This is a genomic window from Streptomyces iranensis, assembly GCF_017874715.1.
Classification (GTDB): domain Bacteria; phylum Actinomycetota; class Actinomycetes; order Streptomycetales; family Streptomycetaceae; genus Streptomyces; species Streptomyces iranensis.
In genome coordinates this window covers 76212-102077 of the sequence record NZ_JAGGLR010000027.1, presented here as the reverse complement: position 1 = coordinate 102077, position 25866 = coordinate 76212, and the positions used below count along the sequence as shown (strand labels likewise).

At 70.4% G+C, this 25866-nt stretch carries 22 protein-coding genes; 7 read left to right on the top strand and 15 right to left on the bottom strand.

Going from position 1 to position 25866, the window contains the following annotated elements; genetic code table 11:
• Positions 1-49 precede the first annotated feature (49 nt).
• From J2Z30_RS39300 to J2Z30_RS39280, 5 genes are all read left to right on the top strand, one after another.
• Positions 50-277: a 4Fe-4S dicluster domain-containing protein gene (locus J2Z30_RS39300; RefSeq protein ID WP_014054080.1), complete on the top strand. Its 228-nt coding sequence runs from the start codon at positions 50-52 to the stop codon at positions 275-277.
• A gap of 11 nt (positions 278-288) precedes the next feature.
• Complete coding sequence (locus tag J2Z30_RS39295) at positions 289-1647, top strand: ABC transporter substrate-binding protein (protein ID WP_044571773.1); 1359 nt, start codon at positions 289-291, stop codon at positions 1645-1647.
• Positions 1644-2543: an ABC transporter permease gene (locus tag J2Z30_RS39290; RefSeq protein WP_245388952.1), complete on the top strand. Its 900-nt coding sequence runs from the start codon at positions 1644-1646 to the stop codon at positions 2541-2543. Before J2Z30_RS39295 ends, J2Z30_RS39290 begins: the two co-directional genes overlap by 4 nt.
• Positions 2540-3331, top strand: a complete 792-nt coding sequence (locus J2Z30_RS39285; protein WP_209469026.1) for an ABC transporter ATP-binding protein — start codon at positions 2540-2542, stop codon at positions 3329-3331. Before J2Z30_RS39290 ends, J2Z30_RS39285 begins: the two co-directional genes overlap by 4 nt.
• A gap of 176 nt (positions 3332-3507) precedes the next feature.
• A complete protein-coding gene (locus J2Z30_RS39280; protein WP_044581591.1) occupies positions 3508-6300 on the top strand; it encodes a fumarate reductase/succinate dehydrogenase flavoprotein subunit in 2793 nt (930 codons plus the stop codon).
• A gap of 311 nt (positions 6301-6611) precedes the next feature.
• On the opposite strand, the gene nuoN is transcribed toward J2Z30_RS39280, so the two are convergent.
• The 14 genes from nuoN to J2Z30_RS39210 are packed head-to-tail and all read right to left on the bottom strand — an operon-like array spanning position 6612 to position 22734.
• Positions 6612-8264 (bottom strand): NADH-quinone oxidoreductase subunit NuoN, encoded by a 1653-nt coding sequence (gene nuoN, locus J2Z30_RS39275; protein ID WP_044571774.1) that lies wholly within the window; start codon positions 8262-8264, stop codon positions 6612-6614.
• Positions 8261-9925: an NADH-quinone oxidoreductase subunit M gene (locus tag J2Z30_RS39270; protein ID WP_044571775.1), complete on the bottom strand. Its 1665-nt coding sequence runs from the start codon at positions 9923-9925 to the stop codon at positions 8261-8263. Before J2Z30_RS39270 ends, nuoN begins: the two co-directional genes overlap by 4 nt.
• 3 nt (positions 9926-9928) lie before the next feature.
• Positions 9929-11824: an NADH-quinone oxidoreductase subunit L gene (nuoL, locus tag J2Z30_RS39265; protein WP_044571776.1), complete on the bottom strand. Its 1896-nt coding sequence runs from the start codon at positions 11822-11824 to the stop codon at positions 9929-9931.
• A 16-nt stretch (positions 11825-11840) separates the two neighbouring features.
• A complete protein-coding gene (nuoK, locus tag J2Z30_RS39260) occupies positions 11841-12140 on the bottom strand; it encodes an NADH-quinone oxidoreductase subunit NuoK (RefSeq protein WP_009715954.1) in 300 nt (99 codons plus the stop codon).
• Positions 12137-13063, bottom strand: a complete 927-nt coding sequence (locus J2Z30_RS39255) for an NADH-quinone oxidoreductase subunit J (protein WP_044571777.1) — start codon at positions 13061-13063, stop codon at positions 12137-12139. The genes nuoK and J2Z30_RS39255 overlap by 4 nt, the downstream gene beginning before the upstream one ends.
• Positions 13060-13674, bottom strand: coding sequence for an NADH-quinone oxidoreductase subunit NuoI (gene nuoI, locus J2Z30_RS39250; RefSeq protein ID WP_308280231.1), 615 nt, complete (start codon positions 13672-13674; stop codon positions 13060-13062). The genes J2Z30_RS39255 and nuoI overlap by 4 nt, the downstream gene beginning before the upstream one ends.
• Entirely contained in the window at positions 13667-14992 is a 1326-nt protein-coding gene (gene nuoH, locus J2Z30_RS39245) for an NADH-quinone oxidoreductase subunit NuoH (protein WP_245388965.1), read from the bottom strand. Before nuoH ends, nuoI begins: the two co-directional genes overlap by 8 nt.
• Positions 14993-15018: 26 nt before the next feature.
• Positions 15019-17508 carry an NADH-quinone oxidoreductase subunit G gene (locus tag J2Z30_RS39240; protein ID WP_044571780.1) on the bottom strand — a complete coding sequence of 830 codons (2490 nt, stop codon included), beginning with the start codon at positions 17506-17508 and terminating at the stop codon, positions 15019-15021.
• Complete coding sequence (nuoF, locus tag J2Z30_RS39235) at positions 17505-18887, bottom strand: NADH-quinone oxidoreductase subunit NuoF (protein ID WP_044571781.1); 1383 nt, start codon at positions 18885-18887, stop codon at positions 17505-17507. The genes J2Z30_RS39240 and nuoF overlap by 4 nt, the downstream gene beginning before the upstream one ends.
• Entirely contained in the window at positions 18887-19696 is an 810-nt protein-coding gene (gene nuoE, locus J2Z30_RS39230; protein ID WP_044581592.1) for an NADH-quinone oxidoreductase subunit NuoE, read from the bottom strand. Before nuoE ends, nuoF begins: the two co-directional genes overlap by 1 nt.
• A 17-nt stretch (positions 19697-19713) precedes the next feature.
• Entirely contained in the window at positions 19714-21048 is a 1335-nt protein-coding gene (locus J2Z30_RS39225) for an NADH-quinone oxidoreductase subunit D (protein ID WP_044571788.1), read from the bottom strand.
• Complete coding sequence (locus J2Z30_RS39220) at positions 21048-21791, bottom strand: NADH-quinone oxidoreductase subunit C (protein WP_044571790.1); 744 nt, start codon at positions 21789-21791, stop codon at positions 21048-21050. The genes J2Z30_RS39225 and J2Z30_RS39220 overlap by 1 nt, the downstream gene beginning before the upstream one ends.
• The gene (locus J2Z30_RS39215) at positions 21788-22342 is read right to left on the bottom strand and encodes a NuoB/complex I 20 kDa subunit family protein (RefSeq protein WP_020869380.1); all 555 of its coding nucleotides are present in this window, start codon (positions 22340-22342) and stop codon (positions 21788-21790) included. Before J2Z30_RS39215 ends, J2Z30_RS39220 begins: the two co-directional genes overlap by 4 nt.
• A 32-nt stretch (positions 22343-22374) precedes the next feature.
• Entirely contained in the window at positions 22375-22734 is a 360-nt protein-coding gene (locus J2Z30_RS39210; RefSeq protein ID WP_020869381.1) for an NADH-quinone oxidoreductase subunit A, read from the bottom strand.
• A 712-nt stretch (positions 22735-23446) separates the two neighbouring features.
• Between J2Z30_RS39210 and J2Z30_RS39205 the strand changes: the two genes are divergently transcribed.
• Positions 23447-24262 (top strand): C40 family peptidase, encoded by an 816-nt coding sequence (locus J2Z30_RS39205; protein WP_078956735.1) that lies wholly within the window; start codon positions 23447-23449, stop codon positions 24260-24262.
• Between the two features lie 81 nt (positions 24263-24343).
• Here J2Z30_RS39205 and J2Z30_RS39200 read toward each other — a convergent pair whose 3' ends face one another.
• Complete coding sequence (locus J2Z30_RS39200; protein ID WP_044571791.1) at positions 24344-24763, bottom strand: CBS domain-containing protein; 420 nt, start codon at positions 24761-24763, stop codon at positions 24344-24346.
• Between the two features lie 266 nt (positions 24764-25029).
• Between J2Z30_RS39200 and J2Z30_RS39195 the strand changes: the two genes are divergently transcribed.
• Entirely contained in the window at positions 25030-25812 is a 783-nt protein-coding gene (locus J2Z30_RS39195) for a VOC family protein (protein WP_044571793.1), read from the top strand.
• Positions 25813-25866: the final 54 nt, after the last annotated feature.

The following is a 25866-nucleotide window of genomic DNA, read 5'->3' as shown; positions in this document are numbered from 1 at the left end:
CCACCCACCACACCCCTCTGCCCCTTCACGCCCTTCCCTGGAGACAGCCATGCCTCTGGCGCCCCAACGTGCCGATGTGCCGGTGACGATCGACGAGTCCAAGTGCATCGACGGCTGCACCCTGTGCGTGGACATGTGCCCCCTCGACTCCCTCGCGATCCACCCCGACAGCGGTAAGGCGTACATGCACGTCGACGAGTGCTGGTACTGCGGCCCGTGCGCCGCCCGCTGTCCCACCGGCGCGGTCACGGTCAACATGCCCTATCTCCTGAGGTGAAAGGCCCCTCGATGCAGCGCACGACCCTCCCGTCGGCTCTCGCCGCCGGCGCCCTGCTGCTGTCCCTCACCGGCTGCGGCGGCGACGCGGACGCGGACGGCAAGACCGTGACCGTCACCGTCGGCTACCAGTCCAAGACCATCAACACCGTGACCGCGGGCACCCTGCTGCGCTCGCTCGGCGCCTTCGAGCGCGAGCTGCGCGCCCTGGGCCGCCGCGACGGCCATACGTACAAGGTGAAGTGGGAGGACTACGCCACCGGAGCGCCCATCACCGCGCAGATGGTCGCCGGTAAGGTCGACATCGGATCGATGGGCGACTTCCCGCTCCTGATCAACTCCGGGCGCGGCACCCAGCTGAACGCGCCGACCCGCCTCGTCTCCGTCACCGGCTACAACCTGCGCGGTGGCCTCAATACGGTCCTCACCGCACCCGGCTCCAAGCTGCGCGCCCTGTCCGGGCTGCGCGGCAAGAACGTCTCCACCAGCGTCGGCTCCGCCGCGGACGGCACGCTCGTGCGCGCCCTGCGACAGGCGGGCATCGACCCCGAGGACGGCATCCACAAGCTCAACCAGCAGCCCGCCGTGGGGGCCTCGGCCCTCGAGGCGGGCAGCGCGGACGCCCTCTCTCAGTTCGTGGCCTGGCCGGGGCTGCTCGCCTTCCAGGGCAAGGCCAAGGCGCTGTACGACGGCGCCCGGCTGAACCTCCCCACCTTCCACGGGGTCACCACGCGCAAGGCGTTCGCCGACGAGCGCCCGGCCGTCGTCCAGGCGTTCCTCGCCGCCCAGATCGACGCCACCCGCTATCTGCGCGCCCATCCGCTCGACGCGGCCCGTAAGGTCGCCACCGCGACCGGGCTGCCGCCCGAAGTGGTCTACCTCTACAACGGCGCCGGGGGCATCGCGACCTTCGACCCGACCCTCAAGCCGCGGCTGACCGCAGCGCTCAAGAAGGACGTCCCGGTGCTGCGTGACGCCAAACTGGTCGGCCCGGTCGACGTGTCGTCCTTTGTCGACGACCGCTATCTCAAACGGGCGTACGGAAGCGCGGACGCCTACGCCAAGGCGCTGCGCGCCACCCCGCCCGCCTCCCCGAACCAGCTCTGGCTCAAGGGCGAGGACCGGCTCCGCACCTTCGCCACCCCCACCGAGCTGCTGCGCTTCGCCGGAAGCCACCGTGACCGCGTCCGGGCCGCCTACGTACCCGACGCGGCCACCGGCACCCGGTGGTTCGCGGACCGGGCGATCTGGGTCCGCGACGGCCACGATCTGCGGGCCTTCGTCACCCCGGACAACGCCCGCGGCTGGATCGCCGGACACCACGGCGCCCGCACCCTCAGCTACCCGGCGGCCCTGGCGGCGGCCCGATGAGCGCGCCCACCTCGTCCCTACGGTCCCGCCCGGCCCCGGAGGCCCCCGGAGCCCGCGCCGCCGCGCCCCGGCCGCTTCGGCGCCGCCCCTGGGTCCGCTACACCCTGCGGGCCGGTTCGCTGCTGGCCGCGCTCGGCCTGTGGCAGTCGCTCACCGCCCTCGATGTCAACCTGTGGCTGCGTTTCGCGCAGTTCCCGTCCGCCACCGATGTGGTCCGGGAGTTCGCCGACCGTCTCGGCACCGGCGCCTACTGGCAGGACCTGACCGACTCCCTCAGCCGCATCCTCACCGGATTCGCGCTCGCCGCCGTCCTGGGCGTGGCGGTCGGCACCGCCATCGCCCGCTCCCCGCTCGTATCCGATCTGCTCGGCCCCGTCCTCGAGGTGTGCCGCCCCATCCCGGCCATCGCGCTGGTGCCGGTGGCGATCCTGATGTTCCCCAGCAATGAGCAGGGGATCGTCTTCATCACCTTCACCGCCGCCTTCTTCCCGGTCATGGTGAGCACCCGGCACGCCGTCCGCGCGCTGGCCCCGGTCTGGGAGGAGGCGGTGCTGACCATGGGCGGCGGGCGCGGACGCGTCCTGGTGTCCGTCGTCCTGCCGGGGGCGCTGCCCGGGATCCTCGGCGGGCTCTCCGTCGGCATCGGCGTCTCATGGATCTGTGTGATCTCCGCCGAGATGATCTCCGGCGCCTACGGGGTCGGCTACCGCACCTGGCAGGACTACACGATCGTCGACTACCCGGGCGTCTTCGTCGGCATGACCACGATCGGCGTGCTCGGCTGGCTCACCTCCACGGCGGTCGAGCTGGCCGGACGGCGGCTGACCCGATGGCTGCCCCGTACGGAGACCACGGGCCGGCCGGCGCCAGCGCGCAAGGAGGCAGCCACCCCGTGAGCACATCCGACGTCACCACCACCGCGGCCGCGCCGACCGCCGAAGCCGCCCCGCCGGGCGTGCGGCTGCGCCTGGCGGACACCGCTCTCGGGCGCCCCGGCGCACCCGTCCTCCACGGTCTCGACCTGGAGGTCGCGCCCGGTGACATCCTTACGGTCGTCGGCCCGTCCGGATGCGGCAAGTCCACCCTGCTGCGCACACTCGCCGGGCTGCTGCCGGCCCTCGGCGGGCGGGTCACCCAGGACGGCACCCCGATCACCCGGCCGCACGCCGACCGGGCGCTGATCTTCCAGGAGGACGCGCTGCTGCCCTGGCGCACCCTGCGCGCCAACGTCGAACTCCCGCTCGCCATAAGGGGCGTACCGCGCGCCGAGCGCCGCGGCCGGGCCGAGGCATGGCTGGAGCGCGTCGGGCTCGCCGAGCACAGCGGGCGGCTGCCGCACCGGGTCTCGGGCGGCCAGCGGCAGCGGGCCCAGCTCGCCCGAGCGCTCGTCGGCGAACCGCGCGCCGTCCTGATGGACGAGCCGTTCGGCGCGCTCGACGCACAGACCCGCGCCGGAATGCAGCGGCTGCTGGTCGAGGTGCTCCAGGGCACCCGCGCCACCGTCGTCTTCGTCACCCACGACGTGGACGAGGCGCTGTTCCTCGGCGACCGGGTGGCGCTGCTGGGCGGCGCGGAGGGCGGCGGCCGGGTGCTGGACATCCCGCATCCGCGCGAGCGCGCCGCCCATGACGCCGCGGCGACCGTCGCGCTGCGCCGCCAGGTCCTCGAATCCCTCGGCATGTGAAAGGCCCAACTGGCGTGAACAACAGGGAGCACAGAGAGCACAGAGAGCGCAGGGAGCACAGGGAGCGTCCGGAGCGCAGGGAGCACGCAGAGAACGGGGAGAACGTGGCGGACGGGGAGTACGGGACAGACAGGGAACGCGTGGCAGGCGGGGAGCACGGCGCGGACGCCGCGACCGTGGAGATCCCCGCCCTCGCCGCGGCCGAGGAGCTGACCTGCGACGTCCTCGTCATCGGCGGCGGCACGGCCGGAACCATGGCGGCGCTCACCGCCGCCGAACACGGCTCCTCCGTCCTCCTCCTCGAAAAGGCGCACGTCCGCCACTCGGGCGCGCTCGCCATGGGCATGGACGGCGTCAACAACGCCGTCATCCCCGGCCGCGCCGAACCCGATGACTACGTGGCCGAGATCACCCGCGCCAACGACGGCATCGTCGACCAGTCCACCGTGCGCCAGACCGCCACCCGCGGCTTCGCCATGGTCCAGCGGCTGGAGCGGTACGGCGTGAAGTTCGAGAAGGACGAGCACGGCCAGTACGCGGTCCGCCAGGTGCACCGCTCCGGCTCGTACGTACTGCCGATGCCCGAGGGCAAGGACGTCAAGAAGGTCCTCTACCGGCAGTTGCGGCGGCGCGAGATGCGCGAGCGGATCCGCATCGAGAACCGGGTGATGCCGGTCCGGGTCCTCACCGCGGGCGGCCGGGCCGTCGGCGCCGCCGGATTCCACACCCGCACCGGCCACTTCGTCACCGTGCGCGCCGGGGCGGTGATCCTGGCCACCGGCGCCTGCGGCCGGCTCGGCCTGCCCGCGAGCGGCTATCTCTACGGGACGTACGAGAACCCCACCAACGCGGGCGACGGCTACGCCATGGCGTATCACGCGGGCGCCGAGCTGACCGGGATCGAATGCTTCCAGATCAATCCGCTGATCAAGGACTACAACGGCCCGGCCTGCGCCTATGTCGCCAATCCCTTCGGCGGCTACCAGGTCAACCGGCACGGTGAGCGGTTCGTCGACTCCGACTACTGGTCGGGGCAGATGATGTCGGAGTTCGCGGCGGAGGTGGCGAGCGAGCGCGGCCCGGTCTACCTCAAGCTCAGCCATCTGCCGGAGGAGTCGGTGGCCGCGCTGGAATCCATCCTGCACTCCACCGAACGCCCCACCCGCGCCACCTTCCACGCGGGACGCGGCCATGACTACCGCACCCATGACGTGGAGATGCACATCTCCGAGATCGGGCTGTGCGGCGGCCACTCGGCCTCGGGGGTGCGGGTCGACGCCCACGCCCGGACCACCGTCCCCGGGCTGTACGCGGCCGGGGACCTGGCCTGCGTACCGCACAACTACATGATCGGGGCCTTTGTCTTCGGCGATCTGGCGGGCGAGGACGCCTCCCGCCAGACGGCGTACCGGGGCGAACTGCCCCCCGAACAGCTCGCCGAGGCGCATGAGCTGATCTACGCCCCGCTGCGGAACCCCGGGGGGCCGCCGCAGCCGCAGGTCGAATACAAGCTCCGGCGCCTGGTCAACGACTATGTGGCCCCGCCCAAGAGCGGCGCCCGGCTGTCGCTCGCCATCGAGGCGTTCGAGCGGATGCGCGGGGACATCGCGGCGATGGGCGCCCACACCCCCCATGAGCTGATGCGCTGCGCCGAAGTGAGCTTCATCCGCGACTGCGCGGAGATGGCCGCGCGCTCCTCGCTGGCCAGGACGGAGAGCCGGTGGGGGCTCTACCACGAGCGCACCGACCATCCGCTGCGCGACGACGAGGGCTGGCTGCACCATCTGGACTTGCGCAAGTCGGCGTCGGGGGCGATGGAGTTCACCGCGCGTCCCGTCGCCCCGTATCTCGTCCCGGTGGCGGAGTACGCGCCCGCGGGCGGGCCGTCCCGCGCGCTCGGCGAGGTGCGGCCGGAGCAGGTGGCCACGGCGGGGCCGCGCGAGAGTGCGCCATGGGCGGGGGCGGGACGGGCCGATGAAGGCCGTAAGGAGGGGACGGGCGCCTCGGCCGTCGACACGGCCGTCTCTGCCACCTCTGCCAACTCTGCCGTCTCTGCCGCCTCTGCCGCCTCTGCCGCCTCCCCGCGCATCCTCGAACTGCTCGCCCTCGCCGAGGAGCAGCCCGAACTCGGCGCGCTCCGGCCCTATCTGGCCGACGCCGACCCGTCGGTACGCCGGGCCGCCGTCGCCGCGCTGACCGAGACCGCCCCGCCGGGCACCGGCCCGGCCCTCGCGGCGGCCCTGGCCGACACGGACGTCGCCGTACGCGCCGACGCGGCGGCCTCGCTGCGCGAGCTGGTCGAGGTGCTGCCTCCGGAGCCCGCTCTGCGCGAACCCCTGGTCCACGGGCTGGCCGTGGCCGATCCGGTGGTGCGGGCGGCGGCGCTGGACGTCCTGCGCGCGCTGGGCCTCGGCGACGCGGAACTCTTCGCGCGGGCGCTGACGGACGCGGCGATCGGGGTCCGTATCCAGGCCGTACGGGCGCTGGTGTCGGTGGACGCGCTCACCTCTCTGGAGCCGGGAGCGGTGGACGCGTCGCGTGAGGTGCGGGTGGCGACGGCGGGGGCGCTGGGGACCCTGGCGCCCGGTGGCCGGGCGGCGGACGCCCGGCGGCTGCTCGCCCCGCTGCTGCGGGACCCGGACGTCCTCGTCCGGGCCGCCGCCCTGGAGGCCCTGGCCTCGGCCGGGTGCCCGGCGCCGCTGGACGCCGAGGCGGTGGCGGCGCTGGGCGATGCCGCCTGGCAGGTGCGCAAGGGGGCGGCGACGGCGCTGTCCGCCGCCGCGCCGGAAGTCGGCGTCCCGGCGCTGGCCCGTGCCCTGGCCGACTCGCACGCCGACGTCCGTAAGGCGGCGGTGCTGGCGCTGCTGCCGCTGGCTGAGCGGGAGCCGGGTGCCCGGGAGGCCCTGTCCTCGGTCCGCTCCGACCCGGACGCGGACGTCCGCGCGTACGCGGCCAAGGCGACGGCCTAGCGTCGGCGCATCGACGCCTGCGGCGGGCTTGCCCCACCCCGCCCCTTCCCGAACCAGGGGGCTCCGCCCCCCTGACCCCCGCCGGGGCTCCGCCCCGGACCCCGCTCCTCAATCGCCGGAGGGGCTGGAATTGCACCCCGACGCGGTATCCCCGCCCGGCCGGAAGCCAAGAGGCCCAGCCCCCCACGTTCGGGGAGAGGCGGGGTGGGGAATGGCTCCGGCCGGGCGCGGGCACCGTGGTGGTGTCCGGGCCCGGCCGGGGGCCAGGGGCGGAGCCCCATGGGTTCGGGTTGGGGCGGGGTGGGGGATGGCTAGCGGACGAAGACGCCCGCCTGGCTCGCGAGGTCCAGGAAGTACTGCGGGGCGACGCCCAGGACGAGCGTGACCGCCACCCCGATCGCGATGGCCGACGAGGTCAGCGGGGACGGCACGGCCACGGACGGGCCGTCCGTGCGCGGCTCGCTGAAGAACATCAGCACGATCACCCGGATGTAGAAGAACGCGGCGATCGCCGAGGAGATCACACCGATCACCACCAGCGGGCCCGCCCCACCGTCGGCCGCCGCCTTGAAGACCGCGAACTTTCCGGCGAAGCCGCTGGTCAGCGGGATACCGGCGAAGGCCAGCAGGAAGACCGCAAAGACGGCGGCCACCAGGGGCGAACGGCGGCCGAGACCGGCCCACTTGGACAGGTGGGTGGCCTCGCCGCCCGCGTCCCGCACCAGGGTGACCACCGCGAAGGCGCCGAGGGTCACGAAGGAGTACGCGGCGAGGTAGAAGAGGACGGAGGAGATGCCGTCGGGCGTGGTGGCGATGACACCGGCCAGGATGAACCCGGCGTGGGCGATCGAGGAGTACGCCAGCAGCCGCTTCACATCGGTCTGGGTGACGGCCACGATCGCGCCGCCCAGCATGGTGACGATGGCGACGCCCCACATCACCGGCCGCCAGTCCCAGCGCAATCCGGGCAGCACGACGTAGAGCAGCCGCAGCAGCGCGCCGAAGGCCGCGACCTTGGTGGCCGCCGCCATGAAACCGGTCACGGGGGTGGGGGCGCCCTGGTAGACGTCGGGGGTCCACATGTGGAACGGCACGGCGCCGATCTTGAACAGCAGCCCCATCAGCACCATCGCCCCGCCGATCAGCAGCAGCGCGTCATTGCCCATGGTCCCGGCGAGCGCCGGGGTGACGTTCCTGACCTGGCCGTCGACGACGTCCGCGATCCCGGAGTAGGCGACCGTGCCCGCGTAGCCGTACAGCAGGGCGATGCCGAAGAGCAGGAACGCCGAGGAGAAGGCGCCCAGCAGGAAGTACTTGACCGCGGCCTCCTGCGACAGCGCGCGATGGCGCCGGGCCAGCGCGCACAGGATGTACAGCGGCAGGGAGAAGACCTCCAGCGCCACGAAGAGTGTCAGCAGATCGTTGGCGGACGGGAAGACCAGCATGCCGCCGACCGCGAAGAGGACCAGCGGAAAGACCTCGGTGGTGGTGAACCCCGCCTTGACGGCGGCCTTTTCGGCGTCGCCGCCGGGCACGGCCGCGGCCTGGGCCGCGAAGGAGTCGACGCGGTTGCCGTGCACCACCGGATCCAGCCGCCGCTCGGCGAAGGTGAACACCGCCACCAGCGCCACCAGGAGAATGGTCCCCTGCAGGAAGAGCGCCGGTCCGTCGACCGCGATCGCGCCCATGGCCGCGACATGGGCCTTACTCGTGCCGTAGTCACCGGCGGCGAGGCCGATCACGGCGGCGAAGGCCGCGGCCAGGGCGACCACGGAGACGAACAGCTGCGCCACATACCGCTGGCGGCGCGGGAGGAACGCCTCGATCAGGACGCCGACGATCGCGGCGCCGAGCACGATCAGCGTGGGCGACAGCTGCCCGTACTCGATATCGGGCGACGGGATCTTGTCGGGCGCCGCCGCCGCTGTTGTCCACAGGCTGTGGACAGTGGCCGCGTGGGTCACTTGGCACCTCCGGAAGCACCGTCGTGGGAAGCACCCTCGGACTTCGGGCTGTAGCTGAACCAGCCCGCGTCGGTGACGGGGTGATCGGGCTTGGGATCCTTCTTGTCCACCACGGACATCGTGTGGTCGACCGCCGGGTTGACGATGTCGGCCAGCGGCTTCGGATAGACCCCGAGGAAGATCAGCAGCGCGATGAGCGGGGCCACGACGACCAGCTCACGCACCCGCAGATCGGGCATGGACCGCACCTCGGCCTTCACCGGACCGGTCATGGTGCGTTGGTAGAGGATCAGGACGTAGAGCGCCGCCAGCACTATTCCGACGGTCGCGATCACGCCGAACGCCGGGTAGCGGCTGAACGTGCCGACCAGGACCAGGAATTCGCTGATGAACGGCGCGAGTCCGGGCAGCGAGAGGGTGGCGAGCCCGCCGATCAGGAAGGTGCCGGCGAGCACCGGGGCGACCTTCTGCACCCCGCCGTAGTCGGCGATGAGCCGCGAACCGCGCCGGGTGATCAGGAACCCGGCCACCAGCATCAGCGCGGCCGTGGAGACGCCGTGGTTGACCATGTAGAGGGTGGCGCCGCCCTGGCCCTGGGTGGTCATCGCGAAGATGCCCAGGATGATGAAGCCGAAGTGGGAGATCGAGGCGTAGGCGATCAGCCGCTTGATGTCCCGCTGGCCGATCGCCAGCAGCGCCCCGTAGATGATGCTGATGAGCGCCAGGATCATGATCGCCGGGGTGGCCCACTTGCTGGCCTCCGGGAAGAGCTGGAGACAGAAGCGGAGCATCGCGAAGGTGCCGACCTTGTCGACCACCGCGGTGATCAGCACGGCGACCGGGGCGGTGGACTCCCCCATCGCATTGGGCAGCCAGGTGTGCAGCGGCCACAGCGGCGCCTTCACCGCGAAGGCGAAGAAGAAGCCGAGAAAGAGCAGCCGCTCGGTGCCGGACGCCATGTCCAGCCGGCCGCCCGCCCGCGCCTGGACGATCTCCTGGAGCGAGAAGGTGCCGGTGCCGAGCTGATCGGCGGTGACCGCGTACAGACCGACCACCGCGGCGAGCATGATCAGCCCGCCCGCCAGGTTGTAGAGGAGGAACTTCACCGCGGCGTACGAGCGCTGAGTGGCCGTCTCCTCCTCGGAGCGGCCCCCGGCCCGGTCCCCGAAGCCCCCGATGAGGAAGTACATCGGGATCAGCATGGCCTCGAAGAAGATGTAGAAGAGGAAGACGTCGGTGGCCTCGAAGGAGATCACCACCATCGCCTCGACCATCAGGATCAGCGCGAAGAAGCCCTGGGTGGGCCGCCAGCGGCGGTTGGGGCGGGCGCTTTCCAGCGGATCGGCGTCATGCCAGCCCGCCAGGATGATGAAGGGGATGAGCACGGCGGTGAGCGCGATCAGCGCGACCGCGATCCCGTCCACGCCCAGTTCGTAGCGGACGCCGAAGTCCTTGATCCAGGCGTGGGATTCGGTGAGCTGGAAGCGGGCACCGCCGGGGTCGAAGCGGACCAGCATGACCGCCGCGAGGGCGAGGGTGACCAGGGAGAAGCCCAGCGCCACCCACTTGGCGGCGGCGCGCTGGGCGGCGGGCATGGCGGCGGTGGCCACCGCGCCGAGCGCGGGTACCACGGCCGTGGCCGTCAGCAGGGGAAATGACATGACTCAGACCGCCCTCATCAGCAGGGTCGCGGCGATGAGCACCGCCGTACCGCCGAACATCGAGACCGCGTACGTACGGGCATAGCCGTTCTGCAGCTTTCGCAGTCGGCCGGAGAGCCCGCCGACCGAGGCCGCGGTGCCGTTGACCACCCCGTCGACCAGCTTGTGGTCGACATAGACCAGACCGCGGGTCAGATACTGGCCTGGTTTGACGAGCGCGACATGGTTGAAGTCGTCCTGGAGCAGATCGCGCCGGGCGGCCCGGGTGAGCAGGGATCCGCGGGGGGCGGTGCGCGGCACCGGCCGGCGTCCGTACTGCGCCCAGGCGAGGGCGACGCCGATCGCCAGCACCACCATCGTCCCGGCGGTGACCGCCGCGGCGCTGAGCGGGGAGTCGCCGTGGCTGTGACCCGTGACCGGCTCCAGCCACTTCAGGAACGCGTCGTTGACGCTGAACAGCCCGCCCGCGAAGACCGATCCCACGGCCAGGACGATCATGGGGATGGTCATGGACGAGGGCGACTCGTGCGGATGCGGCTCGTGGCCCTCCTCGTCCGGCACCCAGCGCTTCTCGCCGAAGAAGGTCAGCAGCATCACCCGCGTCATGTAGTACGCGGTGATGGCCGCGCCCAGCAGGGCCGCGCCGCCGAGGATCCAGCCCTCGGTGCCGCCCTTGGCGAACGCCGCCTCGATGATCTTGTCCTTGGACCAGAAGCCGGACAGTCCGGGGAAGCCGATGATCGCGAGATAGCCGAGCCCGAAGGTGATGAAGGTGACCGGCATGTACTTGCGCAGACCGCCGTACTTGCGCATGTCGACCTCGTCGTTCATGGCGTGCATGACCGACCCGGCCCCGAGGAAGAGCCCCGCCTTGAAGAAGCCGTGGGTCACCAGGTGCATGATCGCGAAGACATAGCCGATGGGGCCGAGCCCGGCGGCCAGGATCATGTAGCCGATCTGCGACATGGTGGACCCGGCCAGGGCCTTCTTGATGTCGTCCTTGGCGCAACCGACGATCGCACCGAACAGGAGCGTGACCGCGCCGACCGCGACCACCGCGGCCTGTGCGTCCGGCGCGGCGTTGAAGATCGCGCCGGAGCGGGTGATCAGATACACGCCCGCGGTCACCATGGTCGCCGCGTGGATGAGGGCCGAGACCGGGGTCGGGCCCTCCATCGCGTCCCCGAGCCAGGACTGCAGCGGCACCTGGGCCGACTTGCCGCAGGCCGCGAGGAGCAGCATCAGCCCGATCGCGGTGAGCTTGCCCTCGCTCGCGTGGTCCGCGTTCGTCAGCACCGGGGCGAAGGTGAAGGTCCCGAACGTCGTGAACATCAGCATGATCGCGATCGACAGGCCGACGTCGCCGACGCGGTTGACGATGAACGCCTTCTTCGCCGCCGTGGCCGCGCTGGGCTTGTGCTGCCAGAAGCCGATGAGCAGGTACGAGGCGAGGCCGACGCCCTCCCAGCCGACGTACAGCAGCAGGTAGTTGTCGGCGAGGACGAGCAGCAGCATCGCCGCGAGGAAGAGATTGAGATAGCCGAAGAAGCGGCGGCGGCGCTCGTCGTGCTCCATATAGCCGATCGAGTAGATGTGGATCAGCGTGCCCACACCGGTGATCAGCAGGACGAAGGTCATGGACAGCTGGTCGAGCTGGAAGGCGACGTCCGCGCGGAAGCCGCCCACCGGGATCCAGCTGAAGACCTTGCTGTGCAGGGCCCGGTCGTGCTCGCCGCGGCCGAGCATGTCGGCGAAGAGCACCGCGCCGATGACGAAGGAGGCGCCGGCGAGCACCGTGCCGATGTAGTGGCCCTTGCCGTCCAGCCGCCGCCCTCCGCACAGCAGCAGGGCCGCGCCGAGCAGCGGGACCGCTACAAGCAATCCGATGAGGTTCTCCACTTGAACGCGACCCCTTCTAGAGCTTCATCAGGCTGGCGTCGTCGACCGAGGCCGAGTGGCGGGAGCGGAAGACGGTCACGATGATCGCGAGACCGACCACAACCTCCGCCGCGGCCACGACCATCGTGAAGAAGGCGATGATCTGGCCGTCGAGATTGCCGTGCAGCCGGGAGAAGGTGACGAACGCCAGGTTGCACGCGTTCAGCATCAGCTCGACGCACATGAAGAGGACGATCGCGTTCCGCCTGATGACGACGCCGGCCGCACCAATGGTGAACAACAGGGCGGCCAGGTAGAGGTAGTTGACCGGATTCACTTGGCGACTCCCCTCGGATTCGGCGCACTGCCCGCGTTCTCGCCGTCTTCGCCGTTCTCGCCGTTCTCGGAAGTGCCCGGCTTCCCGGGGCCTCCGGACGGCTTGCCGGTCCCGTTGCCCTTCCGGCCCAGCCAGCGCTGCGAGCGCTGCTCCAGCGCCGCCAGCTCGGCCAGCGCCTCGCTGGAGACATCCCGGATCTGACCACGGCCGCGCAGCGTCGCGTTGACCGTGAGGTCGGACGGGGTGCCGTCGGGCAGCAGACCGGGGATGTCCACCGCGTTGTGCCGCGCGTACACACCGGGCGCCGGCAGCGGCGGCACGTTCCGCCCGGTGCGCACCCGCGCCTCGGACTGCTCGCGCTGGGTACGGGCCCGCTCGGTGCGCTCGCGGTGGGTCAGCACCATCGCGCCGACCGCCGCGGTGATCAGCAGCGCGCCGGTGATCTCGAAGGCGAAGACGTACTTGGTGAAGATCAGCGACGCCAGACCCTCCACATTGCCGCCGGAGTTGGCCTGGCCCAGGCCGTTCCACGTCTTCAGCGAGGCGTTGCCGATCCCGGCGCACAGCAGGATGCCGAAGCCGAGCCCGCAGAGGGCGGCGAGCCAGCGCTGCCCCTTCAGGGTCTCCTTGAGGGAGTCGGCGGCCGTGACACCGACCAGCATCACCACGAAGAGGAAGAGCATCATGATCGCGCCGGTGTAGACGACGATCTGGACGACGCCCAGGAAGTACGCGCCGTTGGCGAGGTAGAAGATCGCCAGGACGATCATGGTGCCCGCCAGACACAGAGCGCTGTGCACGGCCTTGCGCATCAGGATCGTGCACAGCGCGCCGATCACGGCGACGGTGCCGAGCACCCAGAACTGGAGGGCCTCACCGGTGGAGGTGGTGGAGGCCGCCGCGGCCAGAGCGCCGCCGCTCATCCTTGCACCCCCTGCTGCCGCTCCTGCGACTCCTCGTTCCCCGCGGCCTGGTCGGACAGGGTCTCGCCCTTGCTGACCGCGGCCTGCTGGGTGGTGCCGGGCGCGGCCTCGGTCACCAGGCCCCGGTAGTAGTCCTGCTCGTCGGTGCCGGGGTAGATGGCGTGCGGGGAGTCGACCATCCCGTCCTCGAGGCCCGCGAGCAGCTCCTCCTTGGTGTAGATGAGCGATTCGCGGGTGCGGTCGGCGAGCTCGTACTCATTGGTCATGGTCAGCGCCCGGGTGGGGCACGCCTCGACGCACAGGCCGCACAGGATGCAGCGCAGATAGTTGATCTGGTAGACGCGGCCGTAGCGCTCACCGGGCGAGTAGCGCTCCTCGTCGGTGTTGTCCGCGCCCTCCACGTAGATCGCGTCGGCGGGGCAGGCCCAGGCGCACAGCTCGCAGCCGATGCACTTCTCCAGCCCGTCCGGGTGCCGGTTGAGCTGGTGGCGTCCGTGGAAGCGGGGCGCGGTGGGCTTCTTCACCTCTGGGTACTGTTCGGTGAGCCGCTTCTTGAACATGGCCTTGAAGGTCACGCCGAAGCCGGCCACCGGATTCTGGAAGTCAGACACCGTCGGCCTCCTTTCCGTCACTGACAGTGTCGGGGCCACCACTGACAATCAACTCACGCTCGGTGTGCGGACGTCGGCGGGGGACGGGCGGCAAGGTCTGGCCGGGCAGCGGCGGCACCGGGAAACCTCCCGCCATCGGATCGAAGGCGGGCTCCGGTCCCTGTTCCGCTCCGGGCTCGGCCTGCGCCGAGCGGTCGCGGAAGAAGTCGACCACGAAGGACAGCAGCAGCAGCGCGATCACCGCGCTGCCCACGTAGAGCACGATGTCCTGGTAGTCGTAGTTCTCGTTGCGCAGTGCCCGGACGGTGGCGACCAGCATCAGCCAGACCATCGAGATCGGGATGAGCACCTTCCAGCCCAGCTTCATGAACTGGTCGTAGCGGACACGAGGAAGCGTGCCGCGCACCCAGATGAAGACGAAGAGCGATGTCACGACCTTGCCGACGAACCACAGCAGCGGCCACCAGCCGTGGTTGGCGCCCTCCCAGAAGGTGCTGATCGGCCAGGGCGCCCGCCAGCCGCCGAGGAAGAGGGTGACGGCGACCATCGAGACGGTGACCATGTTGATGTACTCGGCGAGCATGAACATCGCGAACTTGATCGAGGAGTACTCGGTGTTGAAGCCGCCGACCAGGTCGCCCTCGGACTCCGGCATGTCGAACGGCGCCCGGTTGGTCTCACCGATCATCGAGACGATGTAGATGAGGAACGAGACCGGCAGCAGCACCGCGTACCAGCGGTCCTGCTGCGATTCCACGATCTGCGAGGTCGACATCGACCCGGAGTAGAGGAAGACCGCCGCGAAGGAGAGCCCCATCGCGATCTCGTAGCTGATCATCTGGGCGCAGGAACGCAGACCGCCCAGGAGCGGATACGTCGATCCGGAGGACCAGCCGGCCAGCACGATGCCGTAGATGCCGACCGACGCGGTGGCGAGGATGTAGAGGACGGCGATCGGCAGATCGGTCAGCTGCATCGCGGTGCGGTGCCCGAAGACCGAGACCTCGCCGCCGGCCGGGCCGAACGGCATCACCGCGACCGCCATGAAGGCGGGGATGGCCGCGACGACCGGCGCCAGGACGTAGACCGCCTTGTCCGCGCCCTTGACGACCACGTCCTCCTTGAGCATCAGCTTCACGCCGTCCGCGAGGGACTGGAGCATGCCCCAGGGGCCGTGGCGGTTGGGCCCGATGCGCAGCTGCATCCAGCCGACCACCTTGCGCTCCATGACGATGGAGATGAGCACGGTCACCATCAGGAACGCGAAGCAGAAGACGGCCTTGATCACGATCAGCCACCACGGGTCGCGGCCGAACATCGACAGGTCCTCTGCGGCGAGAATCCTCACTGGGTCACCTCCGTCGCGGGGGCAGTGATCGTCACGACATCGCCGGGGCGGGCCCCCAGATCGCGCTGGACACCGCCGCCGACCGAGGCCAGCGGCAGCCAGACCACCCGGTCGGGCATCGCGGTGACGCTCAGCGGCAGTTGGACCGAGCCGGCCGGGCCGGTGACGCGGAGGAGCTGGCCGTCCTCGACCCCGGCCTCGTCCGCCGTGGCCGCCGACAGCCGGGCCACGGCCGCGTGGCGGGTCCCGGCCAGCGCCGGATCGCCGTCCTGGAGCCGGCCCTGGTCGAGCAGCAGCCGATGGCCGGCGAGGACCGCCTCGCCCTCGGCCGGCCGGGGCAGCGGACCGCCCGTCTCCAGCGAGGCGGTGGCGCGCGGTCCCTGCCAGGTGCCGAGCCGGGTCATCTCGGCCCGTACGGCCTCGACGTCCGGCAGGTCCAGGGGCGCGTCCAGCGCGTCGGCCAGCATGTGCAGCACCCGGGCGTCCGGGAGCGTATGGCGGCGGGTCATCTGGTCGGGCTTGAGCGCGGCCTCGAACGGCCGGGCCCGGCCCTCCCAGTTGAGGAAGGTGCCGGACTTCTCGGCGACCGCCGCGACCGGCAGCACCACATCGGCCCGCTCGCTGACCTCCGAGGGCCGCTGCTCCAGGCTGACCACGAAGTCCACCGCGTCCAGGGCCTCCAGAGCCCGCGCGGGGTCGGGCAGATCGGCGACCTCGACGCCCGCGACCAGCAGCGCGCCGAGCCCGCCGACCGCCGCGGCCTCGATGATCTGGCCGGTGTCCCGGCCCACCTGATGCGGCAGGTCGACGGTGCCCCAGACGGAGGAGACCTCCTCGCGGGCCCGCGGGTCATGGGCCGGGCGGCCGCCGGGCAGCAGTCCGGGCAGCGCCCCGGCCTCGATCGCGCCCCGCTCCCCCGCCCGGCGCGGGATCCAGGCGAGTGTGGCCCCGGTGGCGGCGGCGGCCCGTACGGCGGCGGTCAGCCCGCCCGCCACGGACGCCAGCCGCTCGCCGACGATGATCACCGCGCCCTCTTCGCGCAGCGCCTCGGCGGCCCGCTCCCCGTCCGCGTCCAGGCCGGTGCGGCCCGCGATGGCGTCCAGCCACTCGGTCTCGGTGCCGGGGGCGGCCGGCAGCAGAGTGCCGCCCGCCTTCTCGAGGCCCCGGGTGACGTGGGTGGCGAGCGAGAAGGTGCGCTGTCCGTGCTTGCGGTGCGCCTTGCGCAGCCGCAGGAAGACGCCGGGCGACTCCTCCTCCGCCTCGAAGCCGACCAGCAGCACGGCCGGTGCCTTCTCCAGCGCGGTGTAGGTGAGTCCGCCGCCGTCCAGGTCACGCCCCCGGCCCGCGATGTGGGTGGCCAGGAAGTCGGCCTCCTCGTCGCTGTGCCGGCGGGCCCGGAAGTCGATGTCGTTGGTGTCCAGGGCGAGCCGCGCGAACTTCGCGTAGGCGTAGGCGTCCTCGACGGTCAGCCGGCCGCCGGTCAGCACGCCGGTGCGGCCGCGCGCCATGCTGAGCCCCTCGGCCGCCGCGTCGAGCGCCGCGGGCCAGCTCGCCGGCTCCAGCTTCCCCGTCTCGCGGTCGCGCACCAGCGGGATGGTGAGCCGCTCCGGCAGCTGGGCGTAGCGGAAGCCGAAGCGCCCCTTGTCGCAGATCCACTCCTCGTTGACCTCGGGGTCGTCCGCCGCCAGCCGCCGCATGACCTTGCCGCGCCGGTGGTCGGTGCGGGTGGCGCAGCCGCCCGCGCAGTGCTCGCACACGCTTGGCGAGGAGACCAGGTCGAAGGGGCGGGAGCGGAATCGGTACGCCGCCGAGGTCAGGGCGCCCACCGGGCAGATCTGGATGGTGTTCCCGGAGAAGTACGACTCGAACGGGTCGCCCTCGCCGGTGCCCACCTGCTGCAGCGCGCCCCGCTCCAGCAGCTCGATCATCGGGTCGCCCGCGATCTGGTTGGAGAAGCGGGTGCAGCGCGCGCACAGCACACAGCGCTCGCGGTCCAGCAGCACCTGGGCCGAGATCGGGACCGGCTTGGCGAACGTCCGCTTCTGGCCCTCGAACCGGCTGTCGGCCTGTCCGGCGCTCATCGCCTGGTTCTGCAGCGGGCATTCACCGCCCTTGTCGCAGACCGGGCAGTCCAGCGGGTGGTTGATCAGCAGCAGCTCCATCACCCCGCGCTGGGCCTTCTCGGCCACCGGCGAGGTGAGCTGCGTCTTGACCACCATGCCGTCGGTGCAGGTGATGGTGCAGGAGGCCATCGGCTTGCGCTGGCCCTCCACCTCGACGATGCACTGGCGGCAGGCGCCGGCCGGGTCGAGGAGCGGATGGTCGCAGAACCGCGGGATCTCGATGCCGAGCAGTTCGGCGGCGCGGATGACCAGCGTCCCCTTGGGGACGGAGATCTCGATCCCGTCGATGGTGACGGAGACCAGATCTTCTCGCGGCACCGCCGCCTCCCCGCCCGACGAGGGTGCGTTGGTGGTCACGGTCATGCGTTCACCCCCAGGTGAGTGGAGCGCGGCTCGTCGGCCCACACAGTGGACTTGGCCGGGTCGAACGGACAGCCTCCGCCGGTGATGTGCTGCTCGTACTCCTCACGGAAGTACTTCAACGAGGAGAAGATGGGACTGGCCGCGCCGTCGCCGAGAGCGCAGAAGGACTTGCCGTTGATGTTGTCGGCGATGTCCGCCAGCTTGTCGAGATCCTCCATGCGCCCCTTACCGGCCTCGAGGTCGCGCAACAGCTGGACCAGCCAGTACGTGCCCTCGCGGCAGGGTGTGCACTTGCCGCAGGACTCATGCGCGTAGAACTCGGTCCAGCGGGTCACGGCCCGCACCACACAGGTGGTCTCGTCGAAGCACTGGAGCGCCTTGGTGCCCAGCATCGAACCGGCCGCGCCCACGCCCTCGTAGTCCAGCGGGACGTCGAGGTGCTCATCGGTGAGCAGCGGGGTGGACGAGCCGCCCGGGGTCCAGAACTTCAGCCGGTGGCCGGGGCGAATCCCGCCGCTCATGTCGAGCAGCTGGCGCAGGGTGATCCCGAGCGGGCCCTCGTACTGTCCGGGGTTGGCCACATGGCCGGACAGCGAGTAGAGCGTGAAGCCCGGGGACTTCTCGCTGCCCATCGAACGGAACCATTCCTTGCCCTTGTTGAGGATCGCGGGAACCGAGGCGATGGATTCGACGTTGTTGACAACAGTGGGGCACGCGTACAGACCGGCGACCGCGGGGAAGGGAGGCCGCAGCCGGGGCTGGCCGCGGCGGCCCTCCAGCGAGTCCAGCAGCGCGGTCTCCTCACCACAGATGTACGCGCCGGCGCCCGCGTGCACGGTGATGTCGAGACCGGGCAGTCCATCCACCCCGAGCTTCTGCCGCCGCTGTTCCGCGGTGCCGAGGTAGCCCTCCTCGTACGCCTCGCGCACGGCCTCGTGCAGCCGCCGCAGCACCGGGACGGTCTCGCCGCGCAGATAGATGAAGGCGTGTTCGGAGCGGATGGCATGACAGGCGATGATCATGCCCTCGATCAGGGAGTGCGGATTGGCGTAGAGAAGGGGGATGTCCTTGCAGGTGCCCGGTTCCGACTCATCGGCGTTGACGACGAGATAGTGCGGCTTGCCGTCGCCCTGCGGGATGAACTGCCACTTCATCCCGGTGGGGAAGCCGGCGCCGCCGCGGCCGCGCAGACCCGCGTCCTTCACCAGCGCGATCACCGCGTCGGGGTCCATCGCGAGGGCCTTGCGCATGCCCTCGTAGCCCTCGTGGCGCAGATAGGTGCGCAGGGACCAGGAGTTCGGCTGGTCCCAGAACGCGGAGAGCACGGGTGCCAGCAGCTTCTCGGGGCTGTGCCCATTGATCTCGGTTGTCACGGTCATCACTCCCCCTCCTCGGCGACCGGACCGGCCGGGTGGTGCGGATCGGAGGCGGAGGTCCGCTGCGGCGCGTCATGCGAGCTGGGATGCGTCGGCGGCGCCTCGTCCTGCGGGGCGTCCGCGGACCTCGGCGAGACGACCCGGCCGGGGGTGACCTCGCCCTTGGCCAGCCGCAGCCCGACCAGCGAGGCGGGCCCCGCGGAGCCACCGGCCTCGACGGCGCCCGGACGGGCGTCGGGGAAGCCGGCCAGGATGCGGGCGGTCTCCTTGTAGGTGCACAGCGGCGCGCCCCGGGTCGGCTCGACGGTCCGGCCCGCCCGCAACTCGTCCACCAGCGCCTTGGCGGATTCGATGGTCTGGTTGTCGAAGAACTCCCAGTTGACCATCACCACGGGTGCGTAGTCGCAGGCCGCGTTGCACTCGATGTGCTCCAGGGTGACCTTGCCGTCCTCGGTGGTCTCCCCGTTGCCCACCCCCAGATGGCTCTGCAGCTCCTCGAAGATCGCGTCGCCGCCCATCACCGCGCACAGGGTGTTGGTGCACACCCCCACCTGGTAGTCGCCGGAGGGCTTGCGCCGGTACATCGTGTAGAAGGTGGCGACCGCGGTGACCTCGGCGGTGGTGAGGCCCAGCACCTCGGCGCAGAACCGCATGCCGGTGCGGGTGACATGGCCCTCCTCGGACTGCACCAGATGCAGCAGCGGCAGCAGCGCGCTGCGGCTGTCCGGGTAGCGGGCGATCACCTCCCGGGCGTCCTCCTCGAGCCGGGTGCGCACCTCGGCCGGGTAGTCGGGGGCCGGCAGTTCCGGCATCCCCAGCTGGACATCAGTCACCGGTCCACTCCTCCCATCACGGGGTCGATGGACGCGACGGCGACGATCACATCGGCGACCTGGCCGCCCTCGCACATCGCCGCCACGGCCTGCAGATTGGTGAAGGACGGGTCGCGGAAGTGGACGCGATACGGGCGGGTGCCGCCATCGCTGACCACATGGGCGCCCAGTTCGCCCTTGGGCGACTCGATCGCCGCGTACGCCTGTCCGGGCGGGACCCGGAATCCCTCGGTCACCAGCTTGAAGTGGTGGATCAGGGCCTCCATGGAGGTGCCCATGATGTTCTTAATGTGGTCCAGGGAGTTGCCGAGGCCGTCCGGGCCGAGCGCGAGCTGCGCGGGCCAGGCGATCTTCTTGTCCGCGACCATCACCGGGCCCGGCTCCAGCCGCTCCAGGCACTGTTCGACGATCCGCAGCGACTGGCGCATCTCCTCCAGCCGGATCAGGAACCGGCCGTAGGCGTCGCAGGTCTCGGCGGTCGGCACCTCGAAGTCGTAGGTGTCATAGCCGCAGTACGGATCGGTCTTGCGCAGATCGTGCGGCAGCCCGGTGGCCCGCAGTATCGGGCCGGTGATGCCGAGTGCCATGCAGCCGGCGAGGTCGAGGTAGCCCACGTCCTGCAGCCGGGCCTTGAAGATCGGGTTCCCGGTGGCGAGCTTGTCGTACTCGGGCAGGTTCTTCCGCATCGTCTTCAGAAGGGCCCGGATCTGGTCGACCGCCCCCGGCGGCAGATCCTGGGCGAGCCCGCCGGGCCGGATGTACGCGTGGTTCATCCGCAGACCGGTGATCAGCTCGAAGATGTCCAGGATCAGCTCGCGGTCCCGGAAGCCGTAGATCATGATGGTCGTCGCGCCGAGCTCCATACCCCCGGTGGCGATGGCCACCAGATGCGAGGAGAGCCGGTTGAGCTCCATCAGCAGCACCCGGATCACCGAGGCGCGGTCCGGGACCTGGTCCTCGATGCCGAGCAGCTTCTCGACGCCCAGGCAGTACGCCGCCTCGTTGTAGAAGGGCGTCAGATAGTCCATGCGCGTCACGAAGGTGGTGCCCTGCGTCCAGTTCCGGAATTCGAGGTTCTTCTCGATTCCGGTGTGCAGATAACCGATTCCGCAGCGGGCCTCGGTGACCGTCTCACCGTCGATCTCCAGGATCAGCCGGAGCACCCCATGGGTGGAGGGGTGCTGCGGACCCATGTTGACGATGATCCGCTCGTCGTCGGTCCTCGCCGCGGCGGCCACGACCTCGTCCCAGTCGCCGCCGGTGACGGTGTAGACGGTGCCTTCTGTCGTCTCGCGGGCGGAGGCGGAAGGCGTTGCATGGGGGGCAGTCATCAGCTGTACGACCTCCGCTGGTCCGGAGCCGGGATCTGGGCGCCCTTGTACTCGACGGGGATGCCGCCGAGCGGGTAGTCCTTGCGTTGCGGGAAGCCCTGCCAGTCGTCGGGCATCATGATCCGCGTCAGCGCGGGATGACCGTCGAAGATCAGGCCGAAGAAGTCGTAGGTCTCGCGCTCATGCCAGTCGTTGGTCGGATAGACATCGACGATCGACGGGATGTGCGGGTCGTCATCCGGAGCGCTCACCTCCAGCCGGAGCACCCGGCCATGGGTGATCGACCGCAGGTGGTAGACGGCGTGCAGCTCACGGCCCTTGTCGCCGGGGAAGTGGACTCCGCTGACGCCGGTGCACAGCTCGAAGCGGAGCGCCGGGTCGTCGCGCAGGGTCCGGGCGACCCGCGGGAGGTGCTCCCGGGCGATGTGGAAGGTCAGCTCATCGCGGTCCACGACGGTCTTCTCGATCGCGTTCTCCGGGAGCAGCGACTGCTCCTCGAGCGCGCCCTCGAGCTCGTCGGCGACCTCGTCGAACCAGCCCCCGTACGGCCGGGTGGCCTGGCCGGGCAGCCGTACGGGGCGCACAAGACCGCCGTAGCCGGTGGTGTCGCCGCCGTTGTTGGCGCCGAACATCCCGCGCTGGACGCGGATGGGCTCGCCCTGGTCGCCGCGGCGGCCGGGGAGGTTCTCGGCGTTGAGGTCCTTGTCCGGGTTGACCCCGTTGGACCCATTGGCCTCGGTCAACGCAGAAGCCCCTTCATCTCGATCATCGGCAGCGCCTTCAGCGCCGCTTCCTCCGCCTCACGGGCCGCACGCTCGCGATTGACGCCGAGCTTCTCCTCGCGGATCTTCTCGTGCAGCTTGAGGATCGAGTCCATGAGCATCTCGGGCCGCGGCGGACAGCCGGGCAGATAGATGTCGACCGGGACGATGTGATCGACGCCCTGCACGATCGCGTAGTTGTTGAACATCCCCCCGGAGGAGGCGCAGACGCCCATGGAGATGACCCACTTCGGGTTCGGCATCTGGTCATAGACCTGGCGCAGCACCGGGGCCATCTTCTGGCTGACGCGCCCGGCGACGATCATCAGATCGGCCTGGCGGGGCGAGCCGCGGAAGACCTCCATGCCGAAGCGCGCGAGGTCGTAGCGCCCCGCGCCGGTGGTCATCATTTCGATGGCGCAACAGGCCAGGCCGAAGGTGGCCGGGAAGACGGAGGACTTACGGGCCAGCCCGGCGGCCTGTTCCACGGTGGTGAGCAGGAACCCACTCGGGAGCTTCTCTTCGATACCCATGCGATGTTTCCCCTATCTCCTCTAGAGCCCCTTTAGTCCCACTCCAGGCCGCCACGCCGCCACACGTAGGCGTAGGCGACGAAGACCGTGAGCACGAAGAGGAGCATCTCCACGAGCCCGAACAGGCCGAGGGCGTCGAAGGTGACGGCCCAGGGGTAGAGGAAGACGATCTCGATGTCGAAGACGATGAAGAGCATCGCCGTCAGGTAGTACTTGATGGGGAAGCGCCCACCGCCGGCCGGATGCGGAGTCGGCTCGATGCCGCACTCATAGGCTTCGAGCTTGGCCCGGTTATAGCGCTTGGGGCCGATGATCGCGGCCATGAAAACCGAGAAGATCGCAAAACCAGCCCCGAGGGCTCCCAGTACGAGGATGGGCGCGTATGCGTTCACCGTCCTCGCTCCCTTCAGTCGACGATGACTGCTTGGCGGACCGCACGGACATGCCGCCGCCCCACGAAGATCGCGTACATGTGAGGCAGTTCACAAGCCCGTTTCGCCTGCATCCTATGCCCGTCGGTCTGTGATCTGCGACACGGGGTACGACAACGTCTTTGTGATCTCCACCACCTGACGAACGATCATGAAGTCGGATGAGCGGTGATCTTGTACATGAAGCATCCGAACGACCACGAGAAGTGACATTCAGAGACGTCATCACAGGTGAGCGCGTTGCGCCCCTACCAAGACATGGTACATACATGCAAATTTGCCCTGGCCGACGTCAGCTGATAGCTGCCTTCCATTCTCATGAGTGACCTTCGTCCCGGGACGAAGGATCACGGGTTGGCGCACGTTCGCGATCACCGCTCCGCGCACGCGTTCACGAGCGGGTCGGAGCGAGTGAGGTATCCCACGCCGAGACGGGTTGTGGATCTAGATTTCACGGGAATCCTTTGTACGAGGGTCAGATCGGTGGTAGGTCCCGCGCTGCCCCGGTTTGGCCGTCAAATGCCGTGCGTAGACACATGATCGCGAAATCCGGGCAAGCCGGCTGAGTGGGCCGTGGAGATCATTTGGCCCGGTTTTTGGGCGTGTGCACGCCAAATGTGGCGCACCCCACTTTTGTTGATCTGGGCCTTAGGGCCCTGGTAGCCAGTGACCTATGTCCCCAGTCGCACACATACCCAGCCACCGGAAGCCCCGCCGTGCCACGTCGACGCGTGCGCTCCGCGCAGGGGTGACCGGTGGCTTCCTCACCCTCGCGGTGGCCGGTGCCGCCGTGCCCGCCTCCGCCACGGAGAACAACGCCGCTCCCGCCGAGTCCACCCTGGAGATGCCGACCGTCAGCGCCACGCTGGCGAACACGGCCGCCCAGACCGCGGACGCCACCCAGCAGGCGGCGTCCGACTACGAGCTCCAGGCCCAGAAGGACCAGGCGGCCGCCCACGCGAAGATCGCCGCCAAGAAGGCCAAGGCCGAGGCCGACCGCAAGGCGAAGGAAGCCCGGGAGGCGGCTCGTAAGGCGGCCGCCAAGCGGGCGGCCGAGGCCAAGACCCAGGCGGCGAAGGCGTCGCGCTCCGCCGAGCGCACCACGCTCTCGACCACCAGCGTCAGCAACGCCTCCGGCAATGCCGCGGCCCTGATCAGCTTCCTCAAGGCGCAGCTGGGCAAGGCGTACGTGCTCGGCTCCAGCGGTCCGTCCTCCTACGACTGCTCCGGGCTGACCCAGGCCGCCTTCAAGCAGGTCGGCGTGAGCCTGCCGCGGGTCTCGCAGGACCAGTCCACCGCCGGAACCCCGGTCTCGCTGGACTCCCTGCAGCCGGGCGACCTGCTCTACTGGGGCAGCGCGGGCAGCGCGTACCACGTCGGCGTCTACGTCGGCGGCGGCAAGTTCATCGGCGCCCAGAACTCGAGCACCGGGATCGTCGAGCGCCCGCTGGACTACGACACGCCCACCGGGGCCGTGCGCGTCCTGTAAGACGCCCGCCGGTCATATGTGGATCCTGAGGCCGCCGTTCCCGCCGTGGACGGCGGCCTCACGTCCTTCCCGTCCTACCGCCTACTGCGCGTAGACCTTCTCCACGAACTGGCCGAGGAGGTCGTCGCTGAGGTGATGGGCCAGATCCGCCTCGGAGATCATTCCGACCAGCCGCTTGTTCTGGTCGATCACCGGAAGCCTGCGGATCTTGTGCTCCTCCATCTCCCGCAGGACGTCCCTGACATCGGCGTCCGCGGGAATCCAGCGCGGGGTGCCCTTGGTGAGCGCCCCGACGGGCGTCCCCGAGGGGTCGGCGCTCTCCGCGATGCAACCGACGACGATGTCGCGGTCGGTCACGATGCCGCACAGCCGCTCGTTGGCGTCGCTGACCGGCAGGGCCCCCACGCCCAGCTCCCGCATCAGCTGGGCGGCACGCAGCACCGTCTCGTTCTCCGGTACCCACTGCGCGCCCGGGTGCATGATGTCCGCTGCCTTCGTCATGGTGTACCTCCTGCCAGGCCCACCGGCGGTGGATCCGGCCCTGTGGGCCATCGGTCCGGCGTCGCCGCGGCTGGCGCACACGGCGCCCCCTGACTTCATTGTCACCACCGCCGCACGGCGGCGTCATGTCGAGCCCGGCGGCGGCTGTCGGTACCCGGTGCCAGACTGAGTAACAAGGCAGTCCCGGACAGAACGAGACAATCTCCGGCAGAACACTCCTGCAGAACTCCCTGCGCCTTCGCGCCCGACCGTCGAAGGAGCGCCCCATGCTCACCACCGATTACGTCCCCGGCGCCCCCAACTGGCTCGATCTGGGCGCCCCCGACACCGAAGCGGCCGTGGCCTTCTACGGCTCCCTGCTGGGCTGGCGCTTCGAGTCGGCAGGCCCCGAAGCGGGCGGGTACGGCTTCTTCACCCTGGACCGGAAGACCGTCGCGGCCGTCGGGCCGCTCACCGAGGAGGGCGCGCGCGCCGCCTGGACGCCGTACTTCCACACCCCCGACGCCGAGGCGACCGCGAAGACCGTCGAGCAGGCGGGCGGCACGGTGCGGCTCGCTCCGTTCGACGTCTTCGAGGAAGGGCGGATGGCCCAGTTCACCGACCCCGGCGGCGCCCGCTTCGCCGTCTGGCAGCCCGGCAGGACGGCGGGGCTGGACGCGGTCACCGACCCGGGCACCCTGTGCTGGACCGAGCTGCACTCCCCCGATCCGGCCAAGGACCTCGCCTTCTACCGCAAGATCTTCGGCTGGGACACCGAGGAGATGCCCTTCCCCGGCGGGTCGTACACGGTGCTGATGACGTCCGGCGCCGGCCGGGAGGGCTCCTTCGGCGGCGTCGCCCAGCTCCAGGAGGGGCATTCGACACCGCCGCAGTGGCTGCCGTACTTCGAGGTGACGGACTGCGACGCGGTGGTGGCCAGGGGACAGGATCTGGGCGGCTCGGTGCTGATGCCGGCCATGTCGGCCGAGGGGATCGGCCGGATGGCCTGGCTGACGGATGCGGGCCGGGCGCCGTTCGGAGTCATAGCGAGCGGCGGCCCCGGCGCGTAGCGCTCCGCTGGGAGGGCCGCAATACGTTGTTGGAAGCGCCGCGGTGGGTTGTCG